Here is a 24857-nt window from a genome sequence, read left to right on the forward strand (position 1 = left end):
ATGTATGCCCGCGCGGGAAATGGTGTCAAGCCGGAATCGCCGCCGGGGCGGGGCTATCGGGGCATCGTGGAAGAGTCGCGCACCGCGAGGGTGGGCTCGACGAGCACCTCGCGCCGCCCGAGCGGCTCGCCGTCCTCGAGCGCGGCGACCATGCGGGCGGCCTGATCGCCGATCTCCACGTTGTGCGGATCCACGCTCGTGAGCGAGACCCGCTGCAGCCGGGCCGTCGACGTGTTGTCGTACCCCACCACGGCGATCGCGCCGTCGAGTCCCGCCTCGGCGATCGCGCCGAGCGCGCCGATGGCGGAGAGGTCGTTCACGGCGGTGATGGCCGTCGGCCGCTCCCCCGCCTCGAGCAGCCGCCGGGTCGCGGCATAGCCGCCGCGCTCGGTGTAGTCCGAGGCCTCCACCCTGGCGAGCCCGCCGAGGCCCAGCGCATCCATCGCCGCCCGGTAGCCCGCGACGCGGTTGCGCGCCACGGCCCCGCCCGCGCCGCCGATGTGGGCGATGCGCTCGTGCCCGAGCCCGACCAGGTGCTCCACCGCGAGCCGGATGCCCGCCCAGTCGTCGGTGCGCACGGTCGCCGCGACCGCGAGGTGCTCGACGATCGCGCTCGCCACCACGATGGGCACCTGGGGCACGAGCTTCACGAGCTTCTCGAGCTCGGGCACCGTGCCCACCACGAGCACGCTGCGCGGTCGCAGGTCGGCGAGCGCCTCGAGCGCCTGGCGGTCGAGGCGCAGCGCGCCGTCGGCGTCGGAGATCGCGGCCGACGTGAGCAGCGCGCCCCGGTCGGTGCGCGAGAACTCGGCGCGCGCGGCCTCGACGATCTCAACGAAGACCGAGTTGTGCAGGTCGGCCACGAGGATGCCGGTGAAGTCGCCGTCCGCGCCCGCGAGGGACCTCGCGGTCTTGTTCCTGCGGTAGCCGAGCTCCTCGGCCGCGGCGAGGACGCGCTGCTTGCGGTCCTCGCTCACGCTGCCGCCGGAGAACACGAGCGAGACGAGCGATTTCGAGACGCCCGCCCGGGCCGCGACATCGCGAATGGTGGGGCGCTTGGGGCGGATCCGGCCGGCCGCCTTGCCGGCCCCGCCGAAGGAGGGCTTCATAGGGGCAATAGTACGCGTCGTTGCAATCGTGCGGATCGGAACGGTCCAAAATTTTACGGACTTGCTTGCGCACAGACTTTGTCCTGACGTATGGTGCCCGAGGCGCGGCGTTCGATTCAGTTGCTTGCCGCTGCACGTGACGTCCTGAATACTGACATCACGAGATCATGGGACGAAGGAGTCTGTATGTCCGGAAATACCACAGGGAGTGACAGCGGCATCAAGCTGCCCGCACTCACCAACGGGCCGCATCGCAAGCGGCTCGGCCTCATCTCGATCGTCGCCTGTTTCGGCGGCCTGCTCTTCGGTTACGACACCGGTGTGAGCAACGGCGCCGAGACGCCGATGCAGCACGAACTCGGGCTGGACGACTTCCAGCTCGGCTTCGTCATCAGCTCGCTCGTGTTCGCCGCCGCCGTCGGCGCGCTCATCTGCGGTCGCATCTCGGATGCCTGGGGCCGTCGCAAGACGATCATCCTCCTCGCCGTGATGTTCTTCCTCGGCACGATCCTCGTGATCTTCTCCCCCGGCGGCGAGCCCTTCCTCGTCCCGGCGTCCGAATGGACCGACGAGCCGAACTTCTCGCTGGTCGGCTACGTCATCCTGGTCTCCGGCCGCATCATGCTCGGCCTCGCGGTCGGCGGCGCCTCCACGATCGTGCCCGTCTACCTCGCCGAGCTCGCGCCCTTCGAGATCCGCGGCGCGATCACCGGCCGCAACGAGGTCGCGATCGTCACCGGTCAGCTCTCCGCCTTCGTCATCAACGCCATCATCGGCAACATCTTCGAGGAGACCGCCGGCGTCTGGCGCATCATGTTCTCGATCTGCGCGCTGCCTGCCATCGCGCTGTTCTTCGGCATGCTCCGCATGCCCGAGTCGCCGCGCTGGCTGGTCGAGAAGGGCCGCAACGAGGAGGCCCTCGCCGTGCTGAAGACCGTCCGCCCGGACGACCGCGCCGAGGCCGAGCTCAAGGACGTCCAGCGCATCGCCACCGAGGAGGCGGAGCTCGGCGAGAAGACCATCGGCATCAAGGCCGTGCTCACCAACAAGTGGCTCTTCCGCATCATCCTCATCGGCATCGGCGTCGCGATGGCGCAGCAGCTCACGGGTATCAACTCGATCATGTACTACGGCACGCGAATCCTCGAGGAGGCCGGGTTCTCGGCCAACGCGGCCCTCATCGCGAACATCGCCTCCGGCGTCGCGGCGGTGGTCGGCGGGTTCATCGCCCTGTACAACATGGACCGCCTCGACCGCCGCAAGACGTTCGCGATCGGTCTGACGCTGACCACCACGTGCCACCTGCTCATCGGCATCGCCGACATCGCCCTGCCCGCGGACCTGGCCGCCAAGCCCTTCGTGCTGCTCGTCCTCATCGTGGCCTTCGTGTTCTCGATGCAGACGTTCCTCAACGTGGCCGTCTGGGTGTGGCTGGCCGAGATCTTCCCGCTGCACATGCGCGGCATCGGCATCGGCGTCTCGGTGTTCTTCGGCTGGACCACGAACGGCTTCCTCGCCCTCTACGTCCCCTCGCTCATCAGCGGCGTCGGCATCACGGGAACCTTCTTCCTGTTCGCCGCCGTGGGAGCGCTCGCGCTGATCTTCGTGATCTTCGCGGTGCCGGAGACGCGCGGCCGCACGCTGGAGGCGCTCGAGCAGGATGTCACCACCGGTGCCATCCACCTCGACACCAAGGCGCGCCGCACGCAGAAGGCGCGCAAGCAGTAGTCCTGCGACCAGACGGGGCGGGCCCGGTGCTTCGGCGCCGGGCCCGCCCTCGTCTTCCCTCAGGATGCACCCCTAGGGTCGGGGGCATGGGTAGTGTGCAGACCTCCGATGCGTCCCCGGCTCCCTGTCTCGGCCTCGCCCTCGGCGGCGGCGGCGCCCTCGGCGCGGCGCACGCCGGCGTCCTGCGGGCACTGCGGGAGCGCAGGATCCTGCCTCGCGTGGTCGTCGGCACGAGCGCGGGGGCGCTCGTGGGCGCGGCCTACGCGGCCGGGCTCACCCCGGACCAGATCGACGAGGCGGTCCGCCGGGCGACGTGGTCGGATTTCGGCTCCTTCCGACCCTCCCTGCGCCTCGGGCTGCTCGACAGCGCCGCGCTGATCGACACGATCCGGCTGCTCGGCGGCGAGCGCTACGGCGAGAACCCGCGGATCGAGGACCTGCGGCTCCCCTTCGCCGCCACCGCCACCGACCTGCGCACCCGCAGCCTCGTGATCCTCGACCGCGGGCCGCTCGCCCCGGCGCTGCGCGCGAGCATGGCGGTGCCGGGCATCTTCCCGCCCGTGGTGACCGGCGCGCAGATCCTCGTGGACGGCGGCCTGGCCGACAACCTCCCCATCGACGCCGCGCGCCGGCTGGGCGCGACGTTCACGATCGCGGTCCGGCTGCGCCCGGAGTGGGACCGGCTGCCGGTGGTCCGCGAGCGGCAGAACCTCGACGAGCTCGAGAACGCCGACGACGTGCTCATGATCCGCCCCGACCTCGAACGCCATTCGCAGTGGACCCGGCACCACCTGGCCGAGAGCATCGAGGCCGGCTACGCGGCCGCGAGCAAGGCGCTCGACGCCGACTCCTATGCCAGGCGGCAGCTGACGCGGATGCTGCGGCCGAACTAGCGCCCGATCGGGTGGTTCCGGGGATGGTCTCTCCGTTCTCCGCCCTTCCGACCGCCCGGTACTCCATAGGCTGAGGGACTGACTGTCCGCGAGGAATCCCCCGGCTCACCCACGACCAGGTGGGGCGACGCCCGATATCAAGGAGCTACCCAATGGCCATTGACCCTCAACTCGTCGGTACCTGGATCGTCGACGGGGCGCACTCCCGAATCGGCTTCTCCACGCGGCATGCGATGGTCACGAAGATCCGCGGCGCCTTCAACACCGTGGCGGGCGAGGTGCACATCTCCCCCGAGGGCTACACCGAGTCGAACGTGCAGATCGTCATCCAGGCCGCGAGCATCGACACGCGCCAGCCCGGCCGCGACGACCACCTGCGCGGGCCCGACTTCTTCGACGTCGAGCGCTTCCCGCAGATCACCTTCGCCTCCACCTCCATCGACGAGATCGCGGACGAGAACTTCATCGTGACCGGCGACCTCACCATCCGCGACGTCACGCGTCCCGTCTCGCTCCCCCTCGAGTTCGTCGGCGTCGAGACCGACCAGTTCGGGCTGCTGCGCGCGGGCGTCGAGGGCACCCGCCGCATCGACCGGCGCGACTGGGGCGTCAAGTGGAACACCCCGCTCGACTCGGGCGGCGTGATGGTCAGCGACAAGATCTCGCTCGAGTTCGAGCTCTCGCTCACCAAGCAGCAGGAACCCGCGGAGCAGCAGGCCCCCGAGGACCAGCAGCAGGGCTGGTAGGGGCGGGCGCCGCCGATCGCCGAGCCGGTAGCGTGAGGGGCATGACGGATTACTTCGCCGACGACCCCCGCACGAACTACGAGCGCATGCTCGCCGGCGAGGAGTACATCGCCGACGAGCCGGAGTTCGGCATCCGCACGCGCCGCGCCGCGAAGCTCGCGCACGACTACGGCGCCCGCATCCACGAGGACGAGGAGGGCGCGAAGGCGCTCCTGGCCGAGCTCATCGGCGAGCTCGGCCAGGATGTCGTGATCCGGCCGCCGATCCGCGTCGACTACGGCGACCGGATCTCGATCGGCGAGGGCACGTTCATCAACTACAACCTCACCGCGCTCGACGTCGCGCCCATCCGCATCGGCCGCCACTGCCAGCTCGCGACGAACGTGCAGCTGCTCACGCCCACGCATCCGCTGGCCTCGGGCCCGCGGCGCGACGGCGTGGAGGGCTCGGCGCCGATCACGATCGGCGACAACGTGTGGCTCGGCGGCGGCGTGATCGTGCTGCCCGGCGTGACGATCGGCGAGCATTCGGTGATCGGCGCGGGCGCCGTCGTGACGAAGGACGTCCCGCCCTACTCGCTGGCGGTCGGCAATCCCGCGAGGGTGATCCGCCGGCTCGACTGAGCGGTTCATGACGGCCGGCGTCACGGACCGGACGAGCGAAGCATCGCCCCCGTAGACTGGCCGCCCACGAGCATTGGAGGTGCGGGATGGCTGCGGACGCTCCCGCGGGGCGCGGGCAGCCGCGCGACGAGGGCGACGCCTGGGCCGTCGGCCCCGACGGCACCCGCATGTGGGGACGATTCGGCGCGGCCGGCCTGCTCGCCTTCGACCGCCGCCGCGGCATCCTGCTCCAGCACCGGGCGCTGTGGAGCCACCACGGCGGCACCTGGGGCATCCCGGGCGGCGCCATCAACAGCGGCGAGACCGCCATCGAGGGCGCCGTGCGCGAGGCCGGCGAGGAGGCCGGGGTGCCCGCGGACGCGCTCGACCCGCTGTTCTCCCGCGTCCTCGACCTCGGGTTCTGGTCCTATACGACCTTCGCCGCCGAGGCCACGCGGAGCTTCGAGGCGGCGATCACCGATGCCGAATCCCTCGACCTCGCATGGGTCGCCCCGGAAGGCGTCGCCGAGCTGCCGCTGCATCCCGCGTTCGGCGACTCCTGGCCGCTGCTGCGGCCGATGCTCGCCGAGCGCCCCCTCGTGATCGCCGATGTCGCGAACCTCGTCGGCACGCGGCCCGACGGCTGGTGGCGCGACCCGGCGGGCGCGGCTGCGGCGCTCATCCGCGAGGCCTCCGCCATCGCCGGGCGCGGGGCGCCCGCACCGCTCTTCGGCCTGGACGCGCACACCGTCTGGCCCTCGCTCGTCTGCGTCCTCGAGGGGCGCCAGCGGGCGGCGGAAAGCCCGGCCGCCCATCGGGTGCGCACCGATCGCGCGCCCGGCAGCGGCGACGACCGCATCGTGGAGCTCGCGGCCGCGGCCGCCGACCGCCCGGTCCTCGTCGCCACGAGCGATCGCGAGCTCCGCGGACGGGTCGAGGCCCTCGGCGCGCGCACCATCGGCGCCCGCGCCTTCCTCGACCTCCTCGGCGACCCCCCGCTGAACGCCGCATCGACCGGCCCCGATACCGCGGCCCTCGACGCAGGTGCAAAGGATAACGTCCGATTCCCCGAACGTGCTTCCCGGCGTGGGAGTTCGCCTCAGAAACGGGTCGTACCCTCGAAGGAGACCCGCTCCGGGCAGTCGTGCAGCTGCAGTCATCATGGGGGAAGAATGTTTCGGAACACGAGTACGGTCGTCGCAGAAGCGTTCGCGAGCACATTCGGCGCAGCGCCGGAGGGGGTGTGGTCGGTACCGGGCCGCGTGAGCCTGATGGGCGACCACACCGACCGCGAGGACGGGCTCTCGTTCGGCATCACCCACCCCGCCCGCTCCGCGGTCGCGGTCTCGCGCAACGAGGACGGCATGGTGCGGATCGTCACCGACCTCGTCGAGGAGCGCGTCGAGATCGCCCTCGACGACATCGAGCCGCCGGCCGAGCGCGCGTGGCACGACTACCCGCTCGGCACCATCTGGGCGGCGCTCGGGCACCTGCGGGAGCTGGAGGAGGAGAACCCCGACGCCCCGACGCCCTCCCCCGCCGGCCTCGACGTCTTCCTCACCACCGACCTGCCGATCGGCGGCGGACTCGCCTCCAGCGCGTCCCTGTGCGGCGCGATGGCGCTCGCGATCAACGACCTGTGGTCGCTCGGGCTCGACCGCGAGGCGCTCGCCCACTTCGGCTACCGCGTCGAGAACCACTTCGTGGGCGCGACGACCGGCATGGCCGACCACGTGACCGTGCTGCACGGCGACGAGCGCAAGCTCGTGTTCTACGACTCCCGCGGCTCCGACGTCTCGCTCATCGACTCCCCCGTGCTCGAGGACGAGGGGCTCACCCAGATCCTCGTCGAGTCGGGCGAGATGCACCGCAACTGGGAGCGCATCGTCGTCGACCGTCACCAGGCCTGCGACCGCGTCGGCGAGGCGCTCGGCTACCGCTTCCTCCGCGAGGCCCCCGTCGAGGAGTTCGAGGCCGCCGCCGACCTCGATCCCGTCGACCGCCGCCGGGCGAAGTACGTCATCACGGAGATCCAGCGCGTGCTTGCCCTCGTCCGCATCCTGCGCACCGAGGGCGCAGCCGCGGTCGCCCACCTGTTCAACGAATCCGAGCGCTCGCTCAAGGAGGACTTCGAGGCGACCTCGGAGCGCATCGACCTCATCTGCGATCTCGCGCTCGCCTCCGGTGCGCTCGGCGCGCGCATGACCGGCACCGGATTCGGGGGCTCGGTCTACGTGCTCATCCCCGCGGACCGAGTGGTGGAGTTCACGACGAACCTCGCCGAGGCCTACGCGGAGCACGGCTGGGATGCGCCGCGCGCCTACGAGTTCGCCAGCGCGCCCGGCGCGCGCCGCGACCGCTGATCGAGCCGAACCAGTCCACCACGAGTCAGGAGGCACCATGCGCGCAGCGCGCTACTACGGCAAGCAGGACGTCCGCGTCGAGGAGATCGAGGAGCCCCGGGTGGGACCCGGCGCGGTGAAGATCGCCCCGGCCTTCAACGGCATCTGCGGCAGCGACCTCCATCTCTACCACGACGGCCCGCTCTCCCCCGCGCCCGACGAGGCGCACCCGCATCCGCTCTCGGGCGAGCACCTGCCCGTCGTGTTCGGGCACGAGTTCTCGGGCGTCGTCGAGGAGCTCGGCGAGGGCGTCACCGGCCTCGAGGTCGGCGACCGCGTCGTCGTCGAGCCGCTCATGGTGTGCGACGAGTGCTCGGCCTGCCGCAGCGGCCGGTACAACCTCTGCGAGAAGATGGGCTTCATCGGCATCTCCGGCCGCGGCGGCGGGCTCTCCGAGCACATCGTCGTCGAGCGCCGCTGGGTGCATCCCGTCGGCGAGCTCCCCCTCGACGAGGCGGCGCTCATCGAGCCGCTCGCCGTCGCGGTGCACGCCGTGCGCCACGCCGGCATCGGCCCCGATGCCTCGGGCCGGATCGCCGTGGTCGGCGGCGCGGGCCCCATCGGCCTGCTCACGGCGGCCGTGCTCCGCGCCTACGGGCTCAAGACCGTGGTCAGCGAGGTCTCGGACGTGCGCCGCCGCAAGGCGGAGGAGTCCGGCGTGGCCGATATCGCGGTGGACCCCGCGAACGAGGACCTCGCCGGGATCGTCCGGGAGGCGAGCGACGGCGCGATGGCGGACGTCGCCTTCGACGCCTCGGGCGTGAGCGTGGTGCTCGACCAGCTCTTCGAGACCCTCGGCGCGGGCGGTCGGCTCGAGGTCGTGGCGATCCACACGAAGCCCTACACGCTGAACATCACCGGCGCCCTCACCATGCAGGACCGCGAGATGGGCGCCGCGATCGGCTACGCCCACGACCACGAGGAGGCCATCCGCCTCGCGCGCGAGGGCCTCGTCGACCTCGCGCCCTTCATCACCAGCCGCATCAAGGTCGACGACATCGTCGAGCAGGGCTACGAGAAGCTGCTGCACGACCGCAGCGAGGTGAAGATCCTCGTCTCGATGCGCTAACCGCGGCGGGAACGCGCCCGGCCGGGTCCGAGATCCGGCCGGGCTGTCGTTCCCGATGCGAATGGGTCACAGAGCCCGGATATACGGTCCTGAGCGCCATACGCATCCGGAACAGCAGCTCCCCGCGAGAACCGGGCGGCGGGTGCGGGGCGGCGCGTCTCCTCGCCCGCACGAACTCCGCGGGGAGAGACAACATCCGCGCACGGGACGCCAAGGATCCGCTTGGTCCTCCGCGACGGCGTGTCTATGCTGAGGCCTTGGCAGGGGGCTGCCGATTCCCGCTCCGGTCATGGAGGACCGCGGAGCGCGTCGTGCGAAGTGCGCGGCCTCCACGAGAGCGAGGAGGCGAGCCATGCGAACGATCACGACGGATCACGTCGACGCCCGGAGCCGCATCGACTTCTGGGAGTCGTGGAACCAGGATTCGCTGGTGGGGCTGCACTGCTCCTCGCCGCTCCCGGACAGGTTCACGGCCACCTCGAGCCAGTTCGAAACCCCGGACGCGACCATCACGCGCATCCAGGCCTCGCCTCACGCGATCGACCGCAGTCACAAGAGCATCAGCGCCCTGCCGAAGCACTCCGTGTTCGTCACGACGCTCCTCAAGGGCACGGCGTTCATCTTCCACGCCGGGGGCATGCAGACGTTCGAACCCGGCGACGTCCTCACCTATTCGACGATGCAGCCGTACCTGCTCGGCTTCGACCACGACATGGATCTGCTGATCGTCGACCTCGGCCTCGACACCGTCTGCGACGACTGGGGCATCGACCCCGGTGCCACCGCCCCGAGCATCGCCACGGCGAAGTCCGCGACCGCCCGCCTCGCCGATACGGCGCTCGAGCTGTTCCGCACGGACGGCGGCCCCGGCGCGCAGGGCGCCCGGCTCACCGACCTCTGCCGGGAGCTCCTGCTCGGGCCGAACCGGGCCGACGAGCTCTACGAGCGCGCTCGGGCGCTCATCCGCGCCAACCTCGCCGACGCCGACTACTCGGCCGCCGCGCTGGCCGAGGACCTGCACGTCTCCGAGCGGCACCTGCGGCGCATCTTCGCCGACCGGGACGAGAGCCCGGGCGCGAGCATCCTGCGCCACCGGCTGGAGGCGGCGCGGGCGCGGCTGCTCGCCGACGGGCGGACGACCGTGAGCGAGGTCGCCGGCGCGAGCGGGTTCCGCTCCCCCTCGACCTTCACCCGCGCCTTCCGCACGAAGTTCGACATCAGCCCGAGTGAGCTGCGGGGCGCCGGGCAGCGCCCGGCACCCCGCGACCCGATCGTCTGAGGGTCAGAACAGCGCGGTGTCCGCGAACTGCTCGAAGCGGACGATCTCCTCGCCGGAGACCTCCCACACGTGCACCGCGCGGCACCGGAACGCCTCGCCGTCGCGCCGCACGCCGCGGTAGTCGCCGATCGCCGCGACGACGTCGCCCTCCGCCAGGATCCGCTCGGGGACGAACCCGAACTCCGCGAAGTCCGCGCCGATCCGCTCGAACACGTTCGCCCTCACCTCGTCCGGCCCGACGAACGTCCCCGCGTAGGGCGATCCGGCCATCTCCGTCCAGGCGATGCGCGGCGAGAAGTCCGCGAACATCCCCGCGGCGTCTCCGGCCGCTCCGGCGGCGTAGTGCCGCTCGACGAGTGCCTTGCCAGTGCTCATGACGCGCTCCTTCCTCGTCCCCGGCCCTAGACCGGCTGGACGTCGGGGTACCGGATGGTTCCGAGCGGGTAGATGTGCCCGCCGGCGCGGCTGTGCTCCGACTCGCCCTCGCCGTTGATGCCGAGGAAGATGCCGGTGGTCTTGAGGTTGTAGCCGAGGTCGTGCAGCCACACGCTCGCCACCGAGATGCGGAACTCGCGGAAGCAGAACAGGTACAGGCCGTCGTCGAGCTTCCACACCGTGGAGAGGTCCATGTCGCCGTGCCCGCGCTGGACGCCCTGGAGGTTCTGCCACGCGTAGCGCTCCGTGGACATGTACACGTGCTCGTAGAGGTGCTGCGGGCTGTAGCGGTAGATGTTGCGCATGCCGATCAGGTCGCGCGACTCCCCCGGGACCTCGCCCGAGGCCTGCGCGCCGGCGAGCTCGGCGGCGAAGAAGTCCTGCTTGACCTGCGGCTCGCCCTCGACCTTCTCGGCGTCGATGTGCGAGTGGGTCACGATCGCCCGGTTGGTGGCCTCCGACCACACGATCGTCACGGCCTCGCGCTCCCGGCTCGTGAGCGGCAGGTTGAGGAAGTACACGTCCGAGCGCACGGCCACGGCGTCGTAGGGGTCGCTGAGCGAGTCCGCGCCGATCGAGCCCGTCGCGCTCCAGCGCACCGTCGCGTCGTCCTCGAAGTCGAGGGCGAGCCGGCTGCCGTCCTCGAGCGCGAGCTCGAGCCGCCTGCCCGCGAGGGAGACCTGCGGCAGGCGGTAGGTGTCGATGCCGGCCGCGAATTCGTCGTACGTGGCCCACTCGTCCACGCCGCGGCGGTCGTCCGCGAGGTCGCCGATCACTGGTTCAGTCATGGTGTTCTCCTTTGTCGATCACTGGTTTCGGTTGCGGTTGGTCTGGTGGATCTACAGCTGCGGGGTCAGGACGGCCTTGAGCACGCCGTCCTTCTTGTGGCGCACGACGTCCATCGCGTCGGCCACCCGGTCGAGGGGGAATCGGTGGGTCACGAGCTCGGCGAAGGGGTACGAGCCGTGCTCGAGCATGCTGATGGCCGACTCGTAGCCGCCCGCAGAGAGGAACGAGGCGACGATCTCCACGTCGCGGAGCAGGATGTCCTCGTCCTGCAGGAACGTGACGGGCGCCTGGCTCCCGAGCGCGCCGGCAAGCACGGCGCGGCCGCCGCGGCGCGTCATCCGCACCGCCTGCACTTGCGCATCGGCCACGCCGGCGGTCTCGATCACCACGTCGGCGAGCCGGCCCCCGAGCGCCTCGCGGAGCTCGCCGACCGGGTCCTCGCTCGTCCTCGAGTTGACGGTGCCGTCGACGCCGAAGTCGGCGCCGAGCGCGAGCCGGACGTCGCGGGTGCCGACGAGCACGACCCGGCGGGCGCCGGCCTCCTTCGCGGCGGCCGCGGCGAGCAGCCCCACCGGGCCGGGCCCGATCACGGCCACGTCGTCGCCGAGGGTCACGCGGCCGCGCTTCACGCAGCGGCACGCGACCGAGAGCGGCTCCACAAGCGCCGCCGCATCCCACTCGACCCGCTCGTCGAGCCGGTGCACGATCGCGCTCCCCGGCACGAACAGGTGCTCCGAGTAGCCGCCCCAGAATCCCGGCTCGCGGGCCTGCCCCATGTTGATGCCGTACTGGCGGCCGCTGCCGCCGTGCACGACGTCGTCCTCGGCGCACACGTTGTACTCGCCGCGGCGGCACCACTCGCACGTGCCGCACGGCAGCAGCATCTCGACGGCGACGCGGTCTCCCGGCGCGAGACCGCGGACGCGGGCCGCGCGCTCGCCGATCTCCGCCACCTCCCCGACGAACTCGTGGCCGGGCACGAGCGGGAACGGATCCCCGATGTAGCCCTCGAGCACGTGCACGTCGGTCGCGCAGATGCCCACCCGGTGCACCCGGAGGAGCAGGTCCTCGGGCCCGATCTCGGGCGTCGGGTTGTGCTGGATCTCGATGCGGTCGCGCGCGGTGAAGACCACCTGCTTCGATGTCGTCATCGGGCGCCGCCCCCTTCGACCGCGAGCCCCTTGCGGCGCGCGAGGATCGGCGAGGTCTCGCGCAGGAACAGCGCGAGGATCGCGACGACCACCGCGGCGCCGGTGCACATCCAGAACGTGGCGTCGAGGCCGTAGGAGTCGGCGATGATGCCGCCGATCCACGGCGCGATGAACCCGCCGCCGATCTCGCCGACACCCATGATCAGGCCGAGGCAGGAGGCCATGACGCGCGGCGCCACCGTCTCCGCCGGGATCGTCGCCATGTAGAGCGTGAAGCAGCCCATGCCCGTGTAGGTGAGGGCCATGGCGAAGAAGAACATCGTCGGGCTGTTCACGTTCATGATCAGGATCGGGGCGAAGGCCGCGATCACCGCGAACAGGACGATCGTGGCGCGGCGGCCGAAGCGGTCCGAGAACGCCGGCACGAGCGCTCCCCACAGGACCCAGCCGACGCCCACGCCGGTGAGCGCGAACGCGGTCTCGCCGCCGGACCAGCCGTCCTTCATCTCCGCCAGGTACGTGGGCGTGAAGGTCTGGGTCGTGATGAACCAGGTGATGAAGAAGACGGCGATGAGCACGCACAGGATGATGTTGCGGTTCTTCAGCGCGGCGCCGAAGGTCTCGGGTCGGTCCGCGAGCGCGATGGCGCTGGTGGGCGGGTCCATCTGCTGCTCGGGGGCGACGGCCTCGCCCTTCTTGCCGAGCCGGAGCTCCTTCACGAAGAGCAGGATGAGCAGCGAGAGGATGAGGCCCGGGATGATCGTGAAGAAGAACGCGCTGCGCCAACCCCATGCCTCGGCCATCGCCACGGTGACGAGCGGGCCGACGATGCCGCCGAGCAGGCCCGCGGAGGAGCCCTGCAGCAGCCCCATGTTCAGGCCTCGGCGCTTCTCCGAGGACGAGAACATCATCAGCGTCTGCGAGAGCGGCAGCACGCCGCCCTCGAACATGCCCATGATGGCCCGCAGCAGCAGGAGCGACGCGAAGCCGCCGACGAATCCGGACATCGCCGAGAAGATCGAGAAGCCGATCGCGCAGATCACGATGAGCGGCTTGCGGCGGTCGATACGGTCCGAGAGCACGCCGAGCAGCAGGCCGGAGATCGCCCACGTGAGCGCCGGGATGCCGCCCAGGATGCCGAGGGCCGAGTGGTCGAGCCCGAGCTCGGGCATCCAGTACGGGGCGAGGTAGTTGAGCGCGAGCCGGTCGAAGAACACGAACCCGAAGGTCGCGAACAGGATGGCCAGCAGCACGTTCTGGTAGTGGCCGCCCTGGGGCGGCGGGGTGTAGGCCCGCGCGGTCTTCGCGGGATTGCTTGTCGCCATGCTTCGTCTCCTCATTGAGCTGACAAACGATGATGTCCCCAGCCTGATGACGCGGGCGCCGCCGCGCATGCCGAAACCGGCCCATCCGCTTGACGATTCCGGACCGGCTCGCCGCCGCTGTGCAATTCCGGACCGGCGCCGTGCGAAACCGGCCCGACCGGACGCGGCCTCTGGCCGGGGCGCCGCGCATGCGCCCACACTGTTCGCAGCCCCGACAACGACGTGAGGAAGGTGTGCGATGGAGCAGTTCCACCACCGCGGATATGTCTCGACGGATCCGAGGATCCTGCCGGCCGAGGGGGTCGGCCTCGATCGCCCCGCGGATGTCCCCGAGGAGCTCGACGTGCTCATCGTGGGCACCGGCCCGGCGGGCATGATCGCCGCGGCGCAGCTCTCGCGCTTCCCGGCAATCCGCACCCGGATCGTCGAGCGGATGGAGCATCGCCTCGAGATCGGCCGCGCGGACGGCATCCAGACCCGATCGGTGGAGACCTTCGACGCGTTCGACTTCGCCGAGGAGATCACCGCCGAGGCCTTCAAGCTCACCGCCATGAACTTCTGGGGACCGGACCCCGAGGACCCCGGGCGCATCGTCCACAACGGCTGGGCGCCCGACGACGACCGCGGGATCAGCGAGTACGTGCAGCTCATCGTGAACCAGACCCGCGTCTACGACTACTTCGAGCGGTACATGCGATGGTCGCCCTCCCGGAGCACGCCCGACTACGGCTACGAGTTCGTCGCCGTCGAGGAGCACGAGGGCGAGGAGCTGCCGCTGCTCGTCACGCTGCGGCGCACCGCGGGGCCGGATGCCGGGCGGGAGCGCCGCGTGCGCACGAAGTACCTCATCGGCGCCGACGGGGCGCGCTCGGCGGTGCGCCGCGCGATCGGCCGCAGGCTCGTCGGCGAGCCGCAGAACCAGGCCTGGGGCGTGCTCGACCTCCTCGCCGTCACCGATTTCCCGGACATCCGCACGAAGTCGGCGATCGCGAACCGCCACGGCTCGATCCTCGTGATCCCGCGCGAGGGCGGGCACCTCTTCCGCCTCTACGTGGACATGGGCGAGGTGCCGCCGGGCGGGAGCGACCGCATCCGCGCCATGACGGCCGAGGACGTCATCGCCGTCGCGAAGCGCATCCTCAACCCCTACTCCCTGAAGGTGAAGGAGGTCGTCTGGTCGACCATCTACGAGGTCAACCACCGCGTGGCCGACGGCTTCGACAACGGCTCGGAGCGGAAGCCGCCGAACGTGTTCATCGTCGGCGACGCCTGCCACACGCATTCCGCGAAGGCCGGGCAGGGCATGAACGTCTCGATGCAGGACGGCTTCAACCTCGCCTGGAAGATCGCGTACGCGCTCTCTGGGCTGGCGGCTCCCGAGCTGCTGCGCACCTACGAGCTCGAGCGCAGGGTCGCGGCCGTGAACCTCATCGAGTTCGACAAGGCCCTCTCGAGCCGGTACGCCCACGCCGAGGAGGAGGGGACCGAGAAGGAGCTCGAGGAGTTCTACCTGCGGACCATCGAGTTCGCGGCCGGCCACTCCACGGAGTACCAGGAGTCGCTCATCACCGAGGGGCCGGAGCACCAGCGGCTCGCCACCGGGTTCCCGCTCGGGAAGCGCTTCAAGTCGGCCCGGGTGATGCGCCGCGCCGACGCCTACGACCTCCACCTTGGCCACACCCACGAGGCCGACGGCTGTTTCCGCGTCTACGTCTTCGCGGACCGCGACGGGCTCGCCGCCGACTCCCCGCTGCGCCGCTGGGCGGACTGGGTGCTCCGATCGCCCGAGTCCCCGGCGAACCGCTACCCGCTGCGCGACGGCACCCGCGACAGCGCCTTCGACATCAAGGTCGTCTACCAGCAGGCGCTCTCCGAGTTCGCCTTCGACGACGCGCACCCGCTGTTCAAGCCCGAGACGGGCCCCTACCGCCTCCGGGACTATTCGAAGGTCTTCGCCGTGCTCCCCGAGGAGGACGTCTTCGACCTCCGCGGCATCGACCGCGACGGCGCGGTCGTCGTCGTGCGCCCCGACCAGTACGTCTCGGCCGTCCTCCCGCTGGCCGATCCGGAAGCCCTCGGACGGTACTTCGACCGGTTCATGGCCGGATGACCCCTCGGGCGCGACGCCCGGGATCTCGAGAAAGGAACACGAACATGACCGCAGCATCCGCATTCGCACCGGACCTCTTCGCCGACAGGACGGTGCTGGTCACCGGCGGGACCTCGGGCATCGGGCTCGCGACCGCCGCGGCCTTCGCCCGGCTCGGCGCCCGGGTGGTGGCCATCGGCCTCGGCGCCGACCGCGCCGCGGTCCCGGAGGACGTCGAGCTCGACGTCCGCGAGGTGGACGTGACCGATGACGCCGCCCTGCGCCGCGTCGTCGACGGACTCGACCGGCTCGACGTGCTCGTGCCCGCCGCCGGCATCAGCCTCGGCGACCGGGAGCTCGAGTGGGAGGCCTTCAACGCGGTGCTCGCGGTGCAGCTGCAGGCGGTCTACCGCATCGCGCAGCTCGCGCATCCGCTGCTCCGCGAGTCCGCCGGCGCGATCGTGACCATCGCGTCCATGTACTCGTACTTCGGCGGCGGCTCCCGCGCCGCTTACTCGACGGCCAAGGGCGGCGTCGTGCAGCTCACGAAGTCGCTCGCCGAGGCGTGGGCGCCCGACGGCATCCGCGTCAACGCGGTGGCCCCGGGCTGGATCGACACTCCCCTGCTCGCGACGATCGACGACCCGGCGGTGCGCGAGCGCCTGCTCTCGCGCACGCCCCTCGCCCGTTTCGGGGATGCGGACGAGGTCGGCCAGGCCATCGCGTTCCTCGCCTCCGGTGCGGCCTCGTTCGTGACGGGCACCGTGCTGCCCGTGGACGGCGGCTACCTCACCGTGGGGATCTGACCCCGCGCACGCGAACGCGCCCGGCCGGATCCGAGATCCGGCCGGGCGCGTCGTTCCCGATGCGAATGGGGCGCAGAGCCCGGATATACGGTCCTGAGCGCTATACGCATCCGGAACGGCAGCCCGGCGGCTGCTCCAGCCGGGCGGCTGCTCCTGCCCGGCGACCTACTCCTGCCCGGCGGCCGGCTCGGCCTCGACGGCCGGGTCCTCGAGCGGGGTGCGGCGCGCGATGCGCCAGACGACCTTGATGATCATGAGCACGAGCAGGCCGATGCCCACGTAGCCGTTGATGACGTACACGAGGTTCACCATCTCGTCGAACGGCAGGATGAGGCCGACGACGGTGCCCAGCGCGGCCAGGACGAGCGTCATGCGCTTGAACTTGCGGCTGCTGTCCGAGAAGAACCGCGAGGACACCGTCCAGAGCAGCGGTACCGCGGTGGTGTAGATGCCCGCGAGGATCATGACCGAGATGATCGCCGCGATGACCGGGCCGATCGTGCCGGCCATCACGAGCATGGGGATCTGCGCGTCGTAGACCTCGCCGATGTTCGCGAGCAGCCCCAGCCCGACCAGCATGCAGGAGATCGAGAAGAGCACGCCGCCGGAGACGCCGCCGGCGGATGCCTCGGCGCGGTTCCGCGCGTTCTTGCCGAGCGCCACCAGGAAGGCCGCGAGCCACAGCATGCAGAAGCCGACGTAGGACAGCCCCGACAGGAACCAGTTCGACGAGGCCTGCGTGACGTCGAGCGTGGGCAGGAGCGCGTTGCCCGCGGCGATGCCGTCCGGGTTGCGGAGGATGCCGTAGACGCCCAGCGCCACCGCCGCGATGACGATGATCGGGCCGATCTTGCCGATGATGTCGACGAGGTTCTTCAGCCCGAACCACACCGTCAGGCCGACCACGACGGCCAGCCCGACCCCGCCGATGTACTTCGAGAGTCCGTACTGCTCCTCGAACACGGCGCCGGCGCCGGAGACCATCACCGTGTAGCTGAGGAAGACGAACAGCACGGAGAAGTAGTCGAAGAACGTGCCGAGGTACTTGCCGCCGTAGTAGCGGAACACCTCGGAGGGCCGCTCGTACTGCTTCGCGTGGCCGACCCGGAAGAACTCCACCGAGACGAAGCTGATGAGCACCAGCACGAGCAGCCCGGTGCCGAAGATGCCCCAGTACCCGTAGGAGGTGAAGTACTGCATGATCTCCTGGCCGGTGGCGTATCCCGAGCCGATGAGGAACGCGAGGATCGCCCCCGCGTAGGTGAAGATGCGGAGGAGGCTGCCCTTCTCCTTGGTGACCAGTCGAATGCTCTTGGTGACCGGCGCGTTCGCCATGTGATCTCCTTTGATCCACGTAGTGGCCGTCGTCGTGCGGCCTGTTCGGTTCGGTCTCCGGGCTAGTCGCCCGGAGCCGGTGCGGGTGCGGGGTGAAGTCGGTGGGGGCTCGGGCCGCCTCAGGTGAAGACGACGGTGCGCCGGCCCCGGATGAGGATGCGGTGCTCGCAGTGCCAGCGCACGGCGCGAGAGAGCGCGAGCGCCTCGGCGTCCTGACCGAGCGTCGCCAGCGTGCGCGGGTCGGCGGCGTGGTTCACCCGCAGGATCTCCTGCTCGATGATGGGCCCCTCGTCGAGATCCGCGGTGACGTAGTGCGCGGTGGCGCCGATGAGCTTCACGCCGCGCTCGTACGCCTGCTGGTACGGGCGGCCGCCCTTGAAGCCCGGCAGGAAGGAGTGGTGGATGTTGATCGCGCGGCCGAACAGCTCCTGCGCCAGCTCGTCCGAGAGCACCTGCATGTAGCGCGCCAGCACGACGAGATCGGCGTCGTACTCCTCGATGAGCTCGCGCAGGCGGTCCTCCGCCTCGGGCTTGGTGTCGTTCGTGACGGGCACGACGTGATAGGGCAGGCCGGTGGCCTCGGCCATCGAGCGGAGGTCCTCGTGGTTCGAGACCACGGCGACGATGTCGCCCCCGAGGGTGCCGCCCCGCCAGCGGAACAGCAGGTCGTTCAGGCAGTGGGCGGCCTTCGACACCATCACGAGGATGCGCGTGCGGCGGGGCGCGTGGAAGGCGAACTCCATGCCGAAGCGGTCGGCCACCTCCTGGAACTCGCGCTCGAGGGCGGCCACGGCGATCTCGTCGTCCGCGGTGAAGGAGGTGCGCAGGTGGAAGACGTCGTTGTAGGCGTCGTCGAACTGGTGGTGCTCCTCGATGTTGCAGCCGCGCTCGTAGAGGAACACCGTCACGGCCTGCACGATGCCCGCCGCCTGCGGGCAGTGGAGCGTGAGCACGTGCGGCTGCGGCTTCCCGGAGCCCTCGCGGGCGGGGAGCGGAACGGTGGTGGAAGCGGTCGATGTCACGGGGACTCCTGGGGTCGTGGTCCGGTGGTTCGGGTCGGATGCCCGGATGGGCGGCTCATTCCGCGTCGGCGGCGACGCGTCCCGCCGGTGCCGGCTTCGGCAGGGTGTTGAAGGTGAAGACATGCCGGCCGGCGACCAGGGAGCGCGCCGCCTCGGGCAGCTCCGCGAGCTCCTGCTCCAGCTCGGCGCGCAGCTCGAGCGGGTCGAAGCTGCCCAGCAGCCGGCGGTGCGAGCGATGCCGGAGCATGCCCATCGAGGAGCCGACGCCGATGCGCATGCCGATGCGGGCGAGGCGCGCGAGGCTCACCCGCGCCGGGGTCCCGAGCCACAGCGGCAGCTCGATGCCGGCCGCCGATGCCGCGCGGACGAATCCCGCGACGGCGGGCGCGTCGAAGCACATCTGCGTGATCGCGAAGTCGGCGAGCGGCGCCTTCTGCGAGAGCAGGCGGATGCCCGCCTCGACGTCGAAGGCCGGGTGCCCCTCCGGGTAGGCCGCGACGCCGAGCCGGAACCGGTCGCCGCTGCGCTCCCGGATGGCCTCGAGCAGCTCGCCGCCGTCCGCGAACGGGCTCTCGCCGCGATCGTGGTCGCCGCCGATCACGAAGAGCGCCCGCACCGGGGAGTCCTCGAGCCGCACGAGGAGCTCGGACAGCTCCTCGCGGCTGCGGAGCGCCCCGGCCGGCAGGTGCGGGATCGCGTCGAATCCCGCCGCGGCCAGGGCGAGCACGGTGCTCGCGGTCTCCTCGAGCGTCTGCTTCGGCAGCGCCGTGACGCTCACGGCTGCACCGGGCTCGAGCGACCGGACGGCGCGGTCGACGATGTCGACCGCGGGTACGAGCTCGAATCGCTGCCGGCTCAGCATCGGATCATGCTCACGTTGAGGGCGAGGCCGCCCTCGGCGGTCTCCTTATACTTGTGGCTCATGTCCTTGCCGGTCTCCCGCATCGTCTTGATGGCCATGTCGAGCGACACGTGGTGCACGCCGTCCGAGCGGACCGCCATCCGCGCCGCCGTCACCGCCTTGACGGAGGCGACGGCGTTGCGCTCGATGCAGGGGATCTGCACGAGGCCGTTGATGGGGTCGCACGTGAGTCCGAGATTGTGCTCGATGCCGATCTCGGCGGCGTACTCGACCTGCTCGGGAGTGCCCCCGAGCACCTCGGCCAGCGCTCCCGCCGCCATGGAGCAGGCGGAGCCCACCTCGCCCTGGCAGCCGACCTCGGCGCCGGAGATGGAGGCGTTCTTCTTGAAGAGCGTGCCGATCGCGGCCGCGACGAGCAAGAAGCGGATGACCCCGTCCTCGTCCGCTCCCGGTACGAAGCGCGTGTAGTAGTCGAGCACGGCGGGGATGATCCCGGCGGCCCCGTTGGTCGGGGCGGTGACCACCCGCCCGCCCGCCGCGTTCTCCTCGTTGACCGCCAGCGCGGCGAGCGTGACCCACTCCATGGCGTGCAGGGGGTCGTTCGTGTGCCCGGCCTCGATGAGCTGCTCGAGCTGCGCCTTCGCGCGTCGACGGACGCTGAGGCCGCCCGGCAGCACGCCGCCGTTGCGGGTGCCGTTGTCGATGCACTCGCGCATCACCTCCCAGATCTGCAGGATTCCGGTGCGGACCTCGTCCTCGCTCCGCGCGACGAGCTCGTTCTCGAGCATGATGTCGCTGATGCGCTTGCCCGTCCGCGCCGCGATCTCGAGGAGCTCCGCGCCGGAGTCGAAGGGGTGGGGGATGGCGGCGTCGTCCTCGGCGGCCACGGCCTCGACCGTCTCATCGGTCTCGGCCTCGTCGACGACGAACCCGCCGCCGATCGAGTAGTACTCGCGGCGGTCGAGCAGCGAGCCCTCCCGGTCGTAGGCGTCGAAGCGCATGCCGTTCGGGTGGAAGTCGAGCCGCTCCCCCAGGTTGAGCACGACGTCCCGCTTGAGCTCGAAGTCGATCTCGTGCGTGCCGCCCAGGAGGAGGTCCCCGGCCTCCTTCGACTCCTCGAAGCGCCGGGTGGCCTCCTCCGGATCGACCGTCTCGGGCTCCTCCCCGAGCAGGCCGAGCACGACGGCCTTGACGGTACCGTGGCCCTCACCGGTCAGCGCGAGCGAGCCGAACAGGTGCGTCTCGATCCTGCCGACGCGGTCGAGCTCGTCCCGGTCGCGCAGGCGCTGGACGAACGTGACCGCCGCCCGCATCGGGCCCACGGTGTGCGAGCTCGAGGGGCCGATGCCGATCTTGAACAGGTCGAAGGTACCGAGGGCCACGGTCAGACTCCGCGGGTGGCGGGGTAGGCGAGCGGGTCGCGCACCGCGTCCAGCAGCCATTCGGCGACGTGCCTCGCGAACGTGGTGCGGAACACCAGCTCGACCCGGCTCGCGTCCTCGGAGCGGTTGACGTAGAGCACCACGGCCTGCGTGAGCAGTCCCTGCAGCGAGGCGCCGCGCGGGAACGCCTCCGGCCCGAGGTCGAGCGCGGTGCCCTTGCTCAGGAGCCCCCTGGCGTCGCCGTCGACCAGCAGCGAGACGAAGTGCCCCGACTGGTCCGTGACGGCGCCGTGGGCGCCGAGCGCGGCGCGCAGGTCGCCCTCGAGGGCCGCGGACCGGCTCGGGTCCGCGACGAGCCATTCGTCGGGGCCGATCCAGTGGACGCTCAGGCCCGCCGCGGTGGTGACGGATTCGTGCACGCCCGGCAGCGCGGCGCCGAGCACGCCGGCCACGGCCTCCGCCGCCCCGGCTTCGGGCGCCACCCGCAGGTTGAGGTGGGTGGTCAGGGGCAGCGGGATGAGACGGACGGGGCCGTCGACCGCGGCGAGGCGGTCCGTGTAGGGTGCGAGGGCTCCACGAGCCCGCAGCGGGGTGGTCACAGCAGCGTTAGCCATCTCGGCGCGCTCCTTCCGGGTCGAAGAGGACGTGACTGGTGATCGTGGCGGGGACGAGTTCGCCGTCCACCACGGCGTTGATGCGCTCGCCGATGCGCGAGTGGCCGCCGTCGACGAGGGCGAGGGCGAAGTTGCTCCGCAGCGCGACGCTCTCGTAGGCCGAGGTGACGAAGCCGTGCATCGGGACGGGGATCTCGGCGAGGCTCTCCGCCGTGACGAGCTGGCTCCCCTCGGGGATGAAGCGCTCGGGGTCCTCGGGCAGCAGCCCGACGAACTGGCGGCGGCCCTCGGCGAGGTTCGCCTCGCGCTGGAAGGAGCGCTTGCCGACGAAGTCCTCCTTCTTCTTGGAGACGACCCAGGACATGCCGAGGTCCTGCGGAGTGACGGTGCCGTCGGTGTCCTGCCCGATGATCGGGTAGCCCTTCTCGGCGCGGAGCACGTGCATGGTCTCGGTGCCGTAGGGGGTGATGCCGTAGGGCTCCCCCGCCTCGATCAGCCGCTCCCAGAGGTCGAGGCCGTACCAGCTCACGATGCTCACCTCGAAGGCGAGCTCGCCCGAGAAGCTGACGCGGCCGACGCGGACGGGCACGCCGTCGAGCTCGGTGTCGCGCCACTTCATGAAGGGGAAGGCCTCGTTCGAGACGTCGAGGTCGGGCAGCACCGCACCCACCACCTCGCGGGCCTTCGGGCCGACCACCGGGTAGGTCACCACGTGGTCGGTGACGGAGGTGAGCCACACCCGCAGCTCGGGCCATTCGGTCTGGTGCCACTCCTCGAGCCAGTCGAGGATGTGCGCCGCGCCGCCCGTGGTCGTGTAGATGAGGTAGCGGTCCTCGGCGAGGCGCATGACGGTGCCGTCGTCGATGATCATGCCGTCCACGCCGCACATGGCGCCGTAGCGCACCGAGCCGACCTTGAGCGTGCTCATCATGTTCGTGTAGATGCGGTCGAGGAACTCGGGCGCATCGGGGCCCTGCACGTCGATCTTGCCGAAGGTCGAGCCGTCGAGGATGCCGACGCCCGTGCGCGCGGCCGCGGTCTCGCGCAGCACGGCGGCGCGCATGTCCTCGCCCTCCTGGGGGTAGTACCAGGGGCGCTTCCACTGCCCGACGTCCTCGAACTCGGCGCCGCGGGCGACGTGCCATTCGTAGGCCGGGGTCACCCGCACCGGGTCGTAGAGGTCGCCGCGGTCGCGGCCGGCCAGCGCGGCGAAGGCCACGGGGGTGTACGGCGGGCGCAGGTTCATCGTGCCCACCGAGTCGATCGTCGTGCCGAGCAGCGCGGAGGTGATGCCCGAGGCGATCACGCCGGAGGTCTTGCCCTGGTCGTGCGCGGTGCCGATGGTCGTGTAGCGCTTGATGTGCTCGATGGAGCGCAGCCCGGCGCCGATGGCCGTGGCGATATCGGCCACCGTCGCGTCGCGCTGCACGTCCACGAAGTGGGTGTCCAGCGTGATCGGGTCGCCCGAGGGCACGAACCAGAGCACCTCGCCAGCGACCGAGGCGTACGGCTCCTCGGCCTCGCCGGGCGTCGCCGCGCCCGGCTCGATCTCGATGGACTCGAGCACCTCGCCGGTGGCGTCGGCGGCCTGGCCGAGCACCTCGCCGAGCCCGAACACGCCGGCGGCCGAGCCGACGGCGACGAGGTCGTCGGCGGGGCCGTCCGGCACGAAGGCGCCGAGCGAGTCCTCGTAGCGGAGCGTGCCGTACGCCTGGCCGTAGAGCGCGAGGGCCGGGTTCCAGCCGCCGCTGACGAGCAGCGCATCCGCCGACACGGTCTCGTGCTCGCCGAGCCCGCCCTCGCGGAACGGGGCGACGAAGACCTGCTCGAGCCGCTCGGCGCCGTCGGTGCCGGCGACCACGTGGCCCGTGCGCAGCTCGATGCCGCGCTCGGCCGCGCCGGCGCGCAGCCGCTCGTCGACCTCCTGGCGGGAGTCGAGCACGAGCGCGATCTCGGTGCCCGCGTCGTGCAGGTCGAATGCGGCCGCGTACGCGCTGTCGTTCGTGGTGAACACCACCGCCCGCGCTCCGGCGCGCACGCCGTAGCGGTGCAGGAACGTCCTGGCGGAGCCGGCGAGCAGGATGCCGGGCCGGTCGTTGTCCGCGAAGACGACGGGGCGCTCGTGCGCGCCCGAGGCGAGCACGGTGCGCTTGGCCCGGATGCGCCAGACGCGCTGGCGGAGGGAGTCCGGCGCGGCGTCGGCGCCGAGATGGTCCGTGCGCCGCTCGAGCGCGAGGACGTAGGTGTCCGGGTACACCGCGAAGGCGGTCGTGCGCTGCAGGTGCACGGCGCCGAGCGAGGCGAGCTCGGCGACCGCCTCGGCCGCCCATTCGCGGGCGTCGCGGCCGTCGATGCGCTCCCCCGCGGAGCCGAGCAGCGAGCCGCCGGCGATCGGGTTCTCGTCGACGAGCACGACCTTCGCCCCGGAACGGGCGGCGCGCAGCGCCGACGTCAGGCCCGCGGGGCCCGCGCCGATGACGAGCACGTCGGCGTGCAGGTGCGCGCGGTCGTAGCGCGCCGGGTCGGCCTCGTCGGCGAGCGCGCCCTGGCCGGGCACGCCGTGCGCCTCGATGCCGGGGGCGAGCTCCACCGTGGCGGCGAGCTGCAGCGGGTCCGGGAACGGCTCGGTGATCTGGATGACGCCGGTGGGGTCCTCGGGCCCGGCCGCGGTGATGCCGCGGGCCCGGCCGAACTTGATGCTCGACGTCACCTCGTGGATGCCGTTCGCCAGCAGCGCCGAGGCGAGCGTGTCGCCGGCGTAGCCGTGCACGGTCCGCCCCTCGAACACGAAGGAGCGCGGGCGGGTGCGGTCGATCTGCTGGCCGCCGGATGTGCGGAATGGCTGGGTCATCGCTCCGAGCTCCCCTCGTGGATGGTGGTACCGGTTTCGGGCTCGCCCTCCGAGGAGTCGGAGGTGGGCGCGGCGAGCTGCGCCCGGAACTCCTCCGGCGGCTGCTCGCCGATCGAGTAGGTGGCGAGGAACTTGTAGTCGCGGGTGTCGCGCAGGGCGTTGAACCAGCGGCGGCAGCCCGCGCTGTGGTTCCAGCGCTCCGCGAAGACGCCGTTGGTGTTCTTGCGGAAGAAGACGTAGTGGGCCCACTCGGTGTCGGTGAGCGAGGCGGGCTCGCTCGGATAGGCGACGTGCGCCTCGGCCCCGTAGGAGAATTCGATCTCCTCGCGGGCGCCGCACCAGGGGCAGGTGATGTATCGCATGAGGTC

The 24857-nt window shown here is 71.2% G+C and carries 21 protein-coding genes; 9 read left to right on the forward strand and 12 right to left on the reverse strand.

The window, feature by feature from the left end; all coding sequences use genetic code 11:
* Positions 1 to 53: 53 nt before the first annotated feature.
* Positions 54 to 1109, reverse strand: a complete 1056-nt coding sequence (locus FM112_RS15865) for a LacI family DNA-binding transcriptional regulator (protein ID WP_087009403.1) — start codon at positions 1107 to 1109, stop codon at positions 54 to 56.
* A 186-nt stretch (positions 1110 to 1295) separates the two neighbouring features.
* Between FM112_RS15865 and FM112_RS15870 the strand changes: the two genes are divergently transcribed.
* The 7 genes from FM112_RS15870 to FM112_RS15900 all read left to right on the forward strand — a co-directional run bounded on the left by FM112_RS15870 (position 1296) and on the right by FM112_RS15900 (position 9828).
* Positions 1296 to 2837 carry a sugar porter family MFS transporter gene (locus FM112_RS15870; RefSeq protein ID WP_087009405.1) on the forward strand — a complete coding sequence of 514 codons (1542 nt, stop codon included), beginning with the start codon at positions 1296 to 1298 and terminating at the stop codon, positions 2835 to 2837.
* Positions 2838 to 2923: 86 nt separating this feature from the next.
* A complete protein-coding gene (locus FM112_RS15875; protein WP_087009407.1) occupies positions 2924 to 3730 on the forward strand; it encodes a patatin-like phospholipase family protein in 807 nt (268 codons plus the stop codon).
* A 152-nt stretch (positions 3731 to 3882) separates the two neighbouring features.
* Positions 3883 to 4476, forward strand: coding sequence for a YceI family protein (locus FM112_RS15880; RefSeq protein WP_087009409.1), 594 nt, complete (start codon positions 3883 to 3885; stop codon positions 4474 to 4476).
* A 41-nt stretch (positions 4477 to 4517) separates the two neighbouring features.
* Complete coding sequence (locus tag FM112_RS15885; RefSeq protein ID WP_087009411.1) at positions 4518 to 5099, forward strand: sugar O-acetyltransferase; 582 nt, start codon at positions 4518 to 4520, stop codon at positions 5097 to 5099.
* An 86-nt stretch (positions 5100 to 5185) separates the two neighbouring features.
* The gene (locus tag FM112_RS17740; protein WP_087009413.1) at positions 5186 to 7441 is read left to right on the forward strand and encodes an NUDIX domain-containing protein; all 2256 of its coding nucleotides are present in this window, start codon (positions 5186 to 5188) and stop codon (positions 7439 to 7441) included.
* A 37-nt stretch (positions 7442 to 7478) separates the two neighbouring features.
* Complete coding sequence (locus tag FM112_RS15895; protein ID WP_087009415.1) at positions 7479 to 8549, forward strand: 2,3-butanediol dehydrogenase; 1071 nt, start codon at positions 7479 to 7481, stop codon at positions 8547 to 8549.
* 352 nt (positions 8550 to 8901) lie between these two features.
* Positions 8902 to 9828 (forward strand): AraC family transcriptional regulator, encoded by a 927-nt coding sequence (locus FM112_RS15900; RefSeq protein WP_176386880.1) that lies wholly within the window; start codon positions 8902 to 8904, stop codon positions 9826 to 9828.
* 3 nt (positions 9829 to 9831) lie between these two features.
* On the opposite strand, the gene FM112_RS15905 is transcribed toward FM112_RS15900, so the two are convergent.
* Genes FM112_RS15905 through FM112_RS15920 form a run of 4 tightly spaced genes read right to left on the reverse strand, consistent with a single transcriptional unit; the run spans position 9832 to position 13528 of the window.
* Entirely contained in the window at positions 9832 to 10203 is a 372-nt protein-coding gene (locus FM112_RS15905; protein WP_087009419.1) for a nuclear transport factor 2 family protein, read from the reverse strand.
* A 26-nt stretch (positions 10204 to 10229) separates the two neighbouring features.
* Positions 10230 to 11051: a MoaF C-terminal domain-containing protein gene (locus FM112_RS15910; protein WP_176386881.1), complete on the reverse strand. Its 822-nt coding sequence runs from the start codon at positions 11049 to 11051 to the stop codon at positions 10230 to 10232.
* A gap of 51 nt (positions 11052 to 11102) precedes the next feature.
* On the reverse strand, positions 11103 to 12203 hold the full coding sequence (locus FM112_RS15915; protein ID WP_087009421.1) for a zinc-binding dehydrogenase: 1101 nt from the start codon (positions 12201 to 12203) through the stop codon (positions 11103 to 11105).
* Positions 12200 to 13528 carry an MFS transporter gene (locus FM112_RS15920; protein ID WP_087009423.1) on the reverse strand — a complete coding sequence of 443 codons (1329 nt, stop codon included), beginning with the start codon at positions 13526 to 13528 and terminating at the stop codon, positions 12200 to 12202. The genes FM112_RS15915 and FM112_RS15920 overlap by 4 nt, the downstream gene beginning before the upstream one ends.
* Positions 13529 to 13766: 238 nt before the next feature.
* On the opposite strand from FM112_RS15920, the gene FM112_RS15925 reads away from it, so the two are divergent.
* A complete protein-coding gene (locus FM112_RS15925; protein WP_087009425.1) occupies positions 13767 to 15638 on the forward strand; it encodes an FAD-dependent monooxygenase in 1872 nt (623 codons plus the stop codon).
* A gap of 44 nt (positions 15639 to 15682) precedes the next feature.
* A complete protein-coding gene (locus FM112_RS15930) occupies positions 15683 to 16423 on the forward strand; it encodes an SDR family NAD(P)-dependent oxidoreductase (RefSeq protein ID WP_087009427.1) in 741 nt (246 codons plus the stop codon).
* 165 nt (positions 16424 to 16588) lie between these two features.
* On the opposite strand, the gene FM112_RS15935 is transcribed toward FM112_RS15930, so the two are convergent.
* The 7 genes from FM112_RS15935 to FM112_RS15965 form a co-directional block, all read right to left on the reverse strand.
* A complete protein-coding gene (locus tag FM112_RS15935) occupies positions 16589 to 17758 on the reverse strand; it encodes a hypothetical protein (protein WP_087009429.1) in 1170 nt (389 codons plus the stop codon).
* Between the two features lie 119 nt (positions 17759 to 17877).
* Positions 17878 to 18711, reverse strand: coding sequence for a formyltetrahydrofolate deformylase (gene purU, locus FM112_RS15940; protein ID WP_254910551.1), 834 nt, complete (start codon positions 18709 to 18711; stop codon positions 17878 to 17880).
* A 124-nt stretch (positions 18712 to 18835) separates the two neighbouring features.
* Positions 18836 to 19642: a methylenetetrahydrofolate reductase gene (locus tag FM112_RS15945; RefSeq protein ID WP_087009433.1), complete on the reverse strand. Its 807-nt coding sequence runs from the start codon at positions 19640 to 19642 to the stop codon at positions 18836 to 18838.
* Entirely contained in the window at positions 19636 to 21024 is a 1389-nt protein-coding gene (locus FM112_RS15950; protein WP_087009436.1) for an L-serine ammonia-lyase, read from the reverse strand. The genes FM112_RS15945 and FM112_RS15950 overlap by 7 nt, the downstream gene beginning before the upstream one ends.
* A gap of 2 nt (positions 21025 to 21026) precedes the next feature.
* Positions 21027 to 21638 carry a sarcosine oxidase subunit gamma gene (locus FM112_RS17465; RefSeq protein WP_087009438.1) on the reverse strand — a complete coding sequence of 204 codons (612 nt, stop codon included), beginning with the start codon at positions 21636 to 21638 and terminating at the stop codon, positions 21027 to 21029.
* Complete coding sequence (locus tag FM112_RS15960) at positions 21631 to 24489, reverse strand: glycine cleavage T C-terminal barrel domain-containing protein (protein WP_087009440.1); 2859 nt, start codon at positions 24487 to 24489, stop codon at positions 21631 to 21633. The genes FM112_RS17465 and FM112_RS15960 overlap by 8 nt, the downstream gene beginning before the upstream one ends.
* The gene (locus FM112_RS15965) at positions 24486 to 24851 is read right to left on the reverse strand and encodes a sarcosine oxidase subunit delta (RefSeq protein ID WP_087009443.1); all 366 of its coding nucleotides are present in this window, start codon (positions 24849 to 24851) and stop codon (positions 24486 to 24488) included. Before FM112_RS15965 ends, FM112_RS15960 begins: the two co-directional genes overlap by 4 nt.
* Positions 24852 to 24857 lie beyond the last annotated feature (6 nt).

The sequence above is a fragment of the Gulosibacter sp. 10 genome, from assembly GCF_900163695.1.
In the GTDB taxonomy this organism is placed as follows: domain Bacteria; phylum Actinomycetota; class Actinomycetes; order Actinomycetales; family Microbacteriaceae; genus Gulosibacter.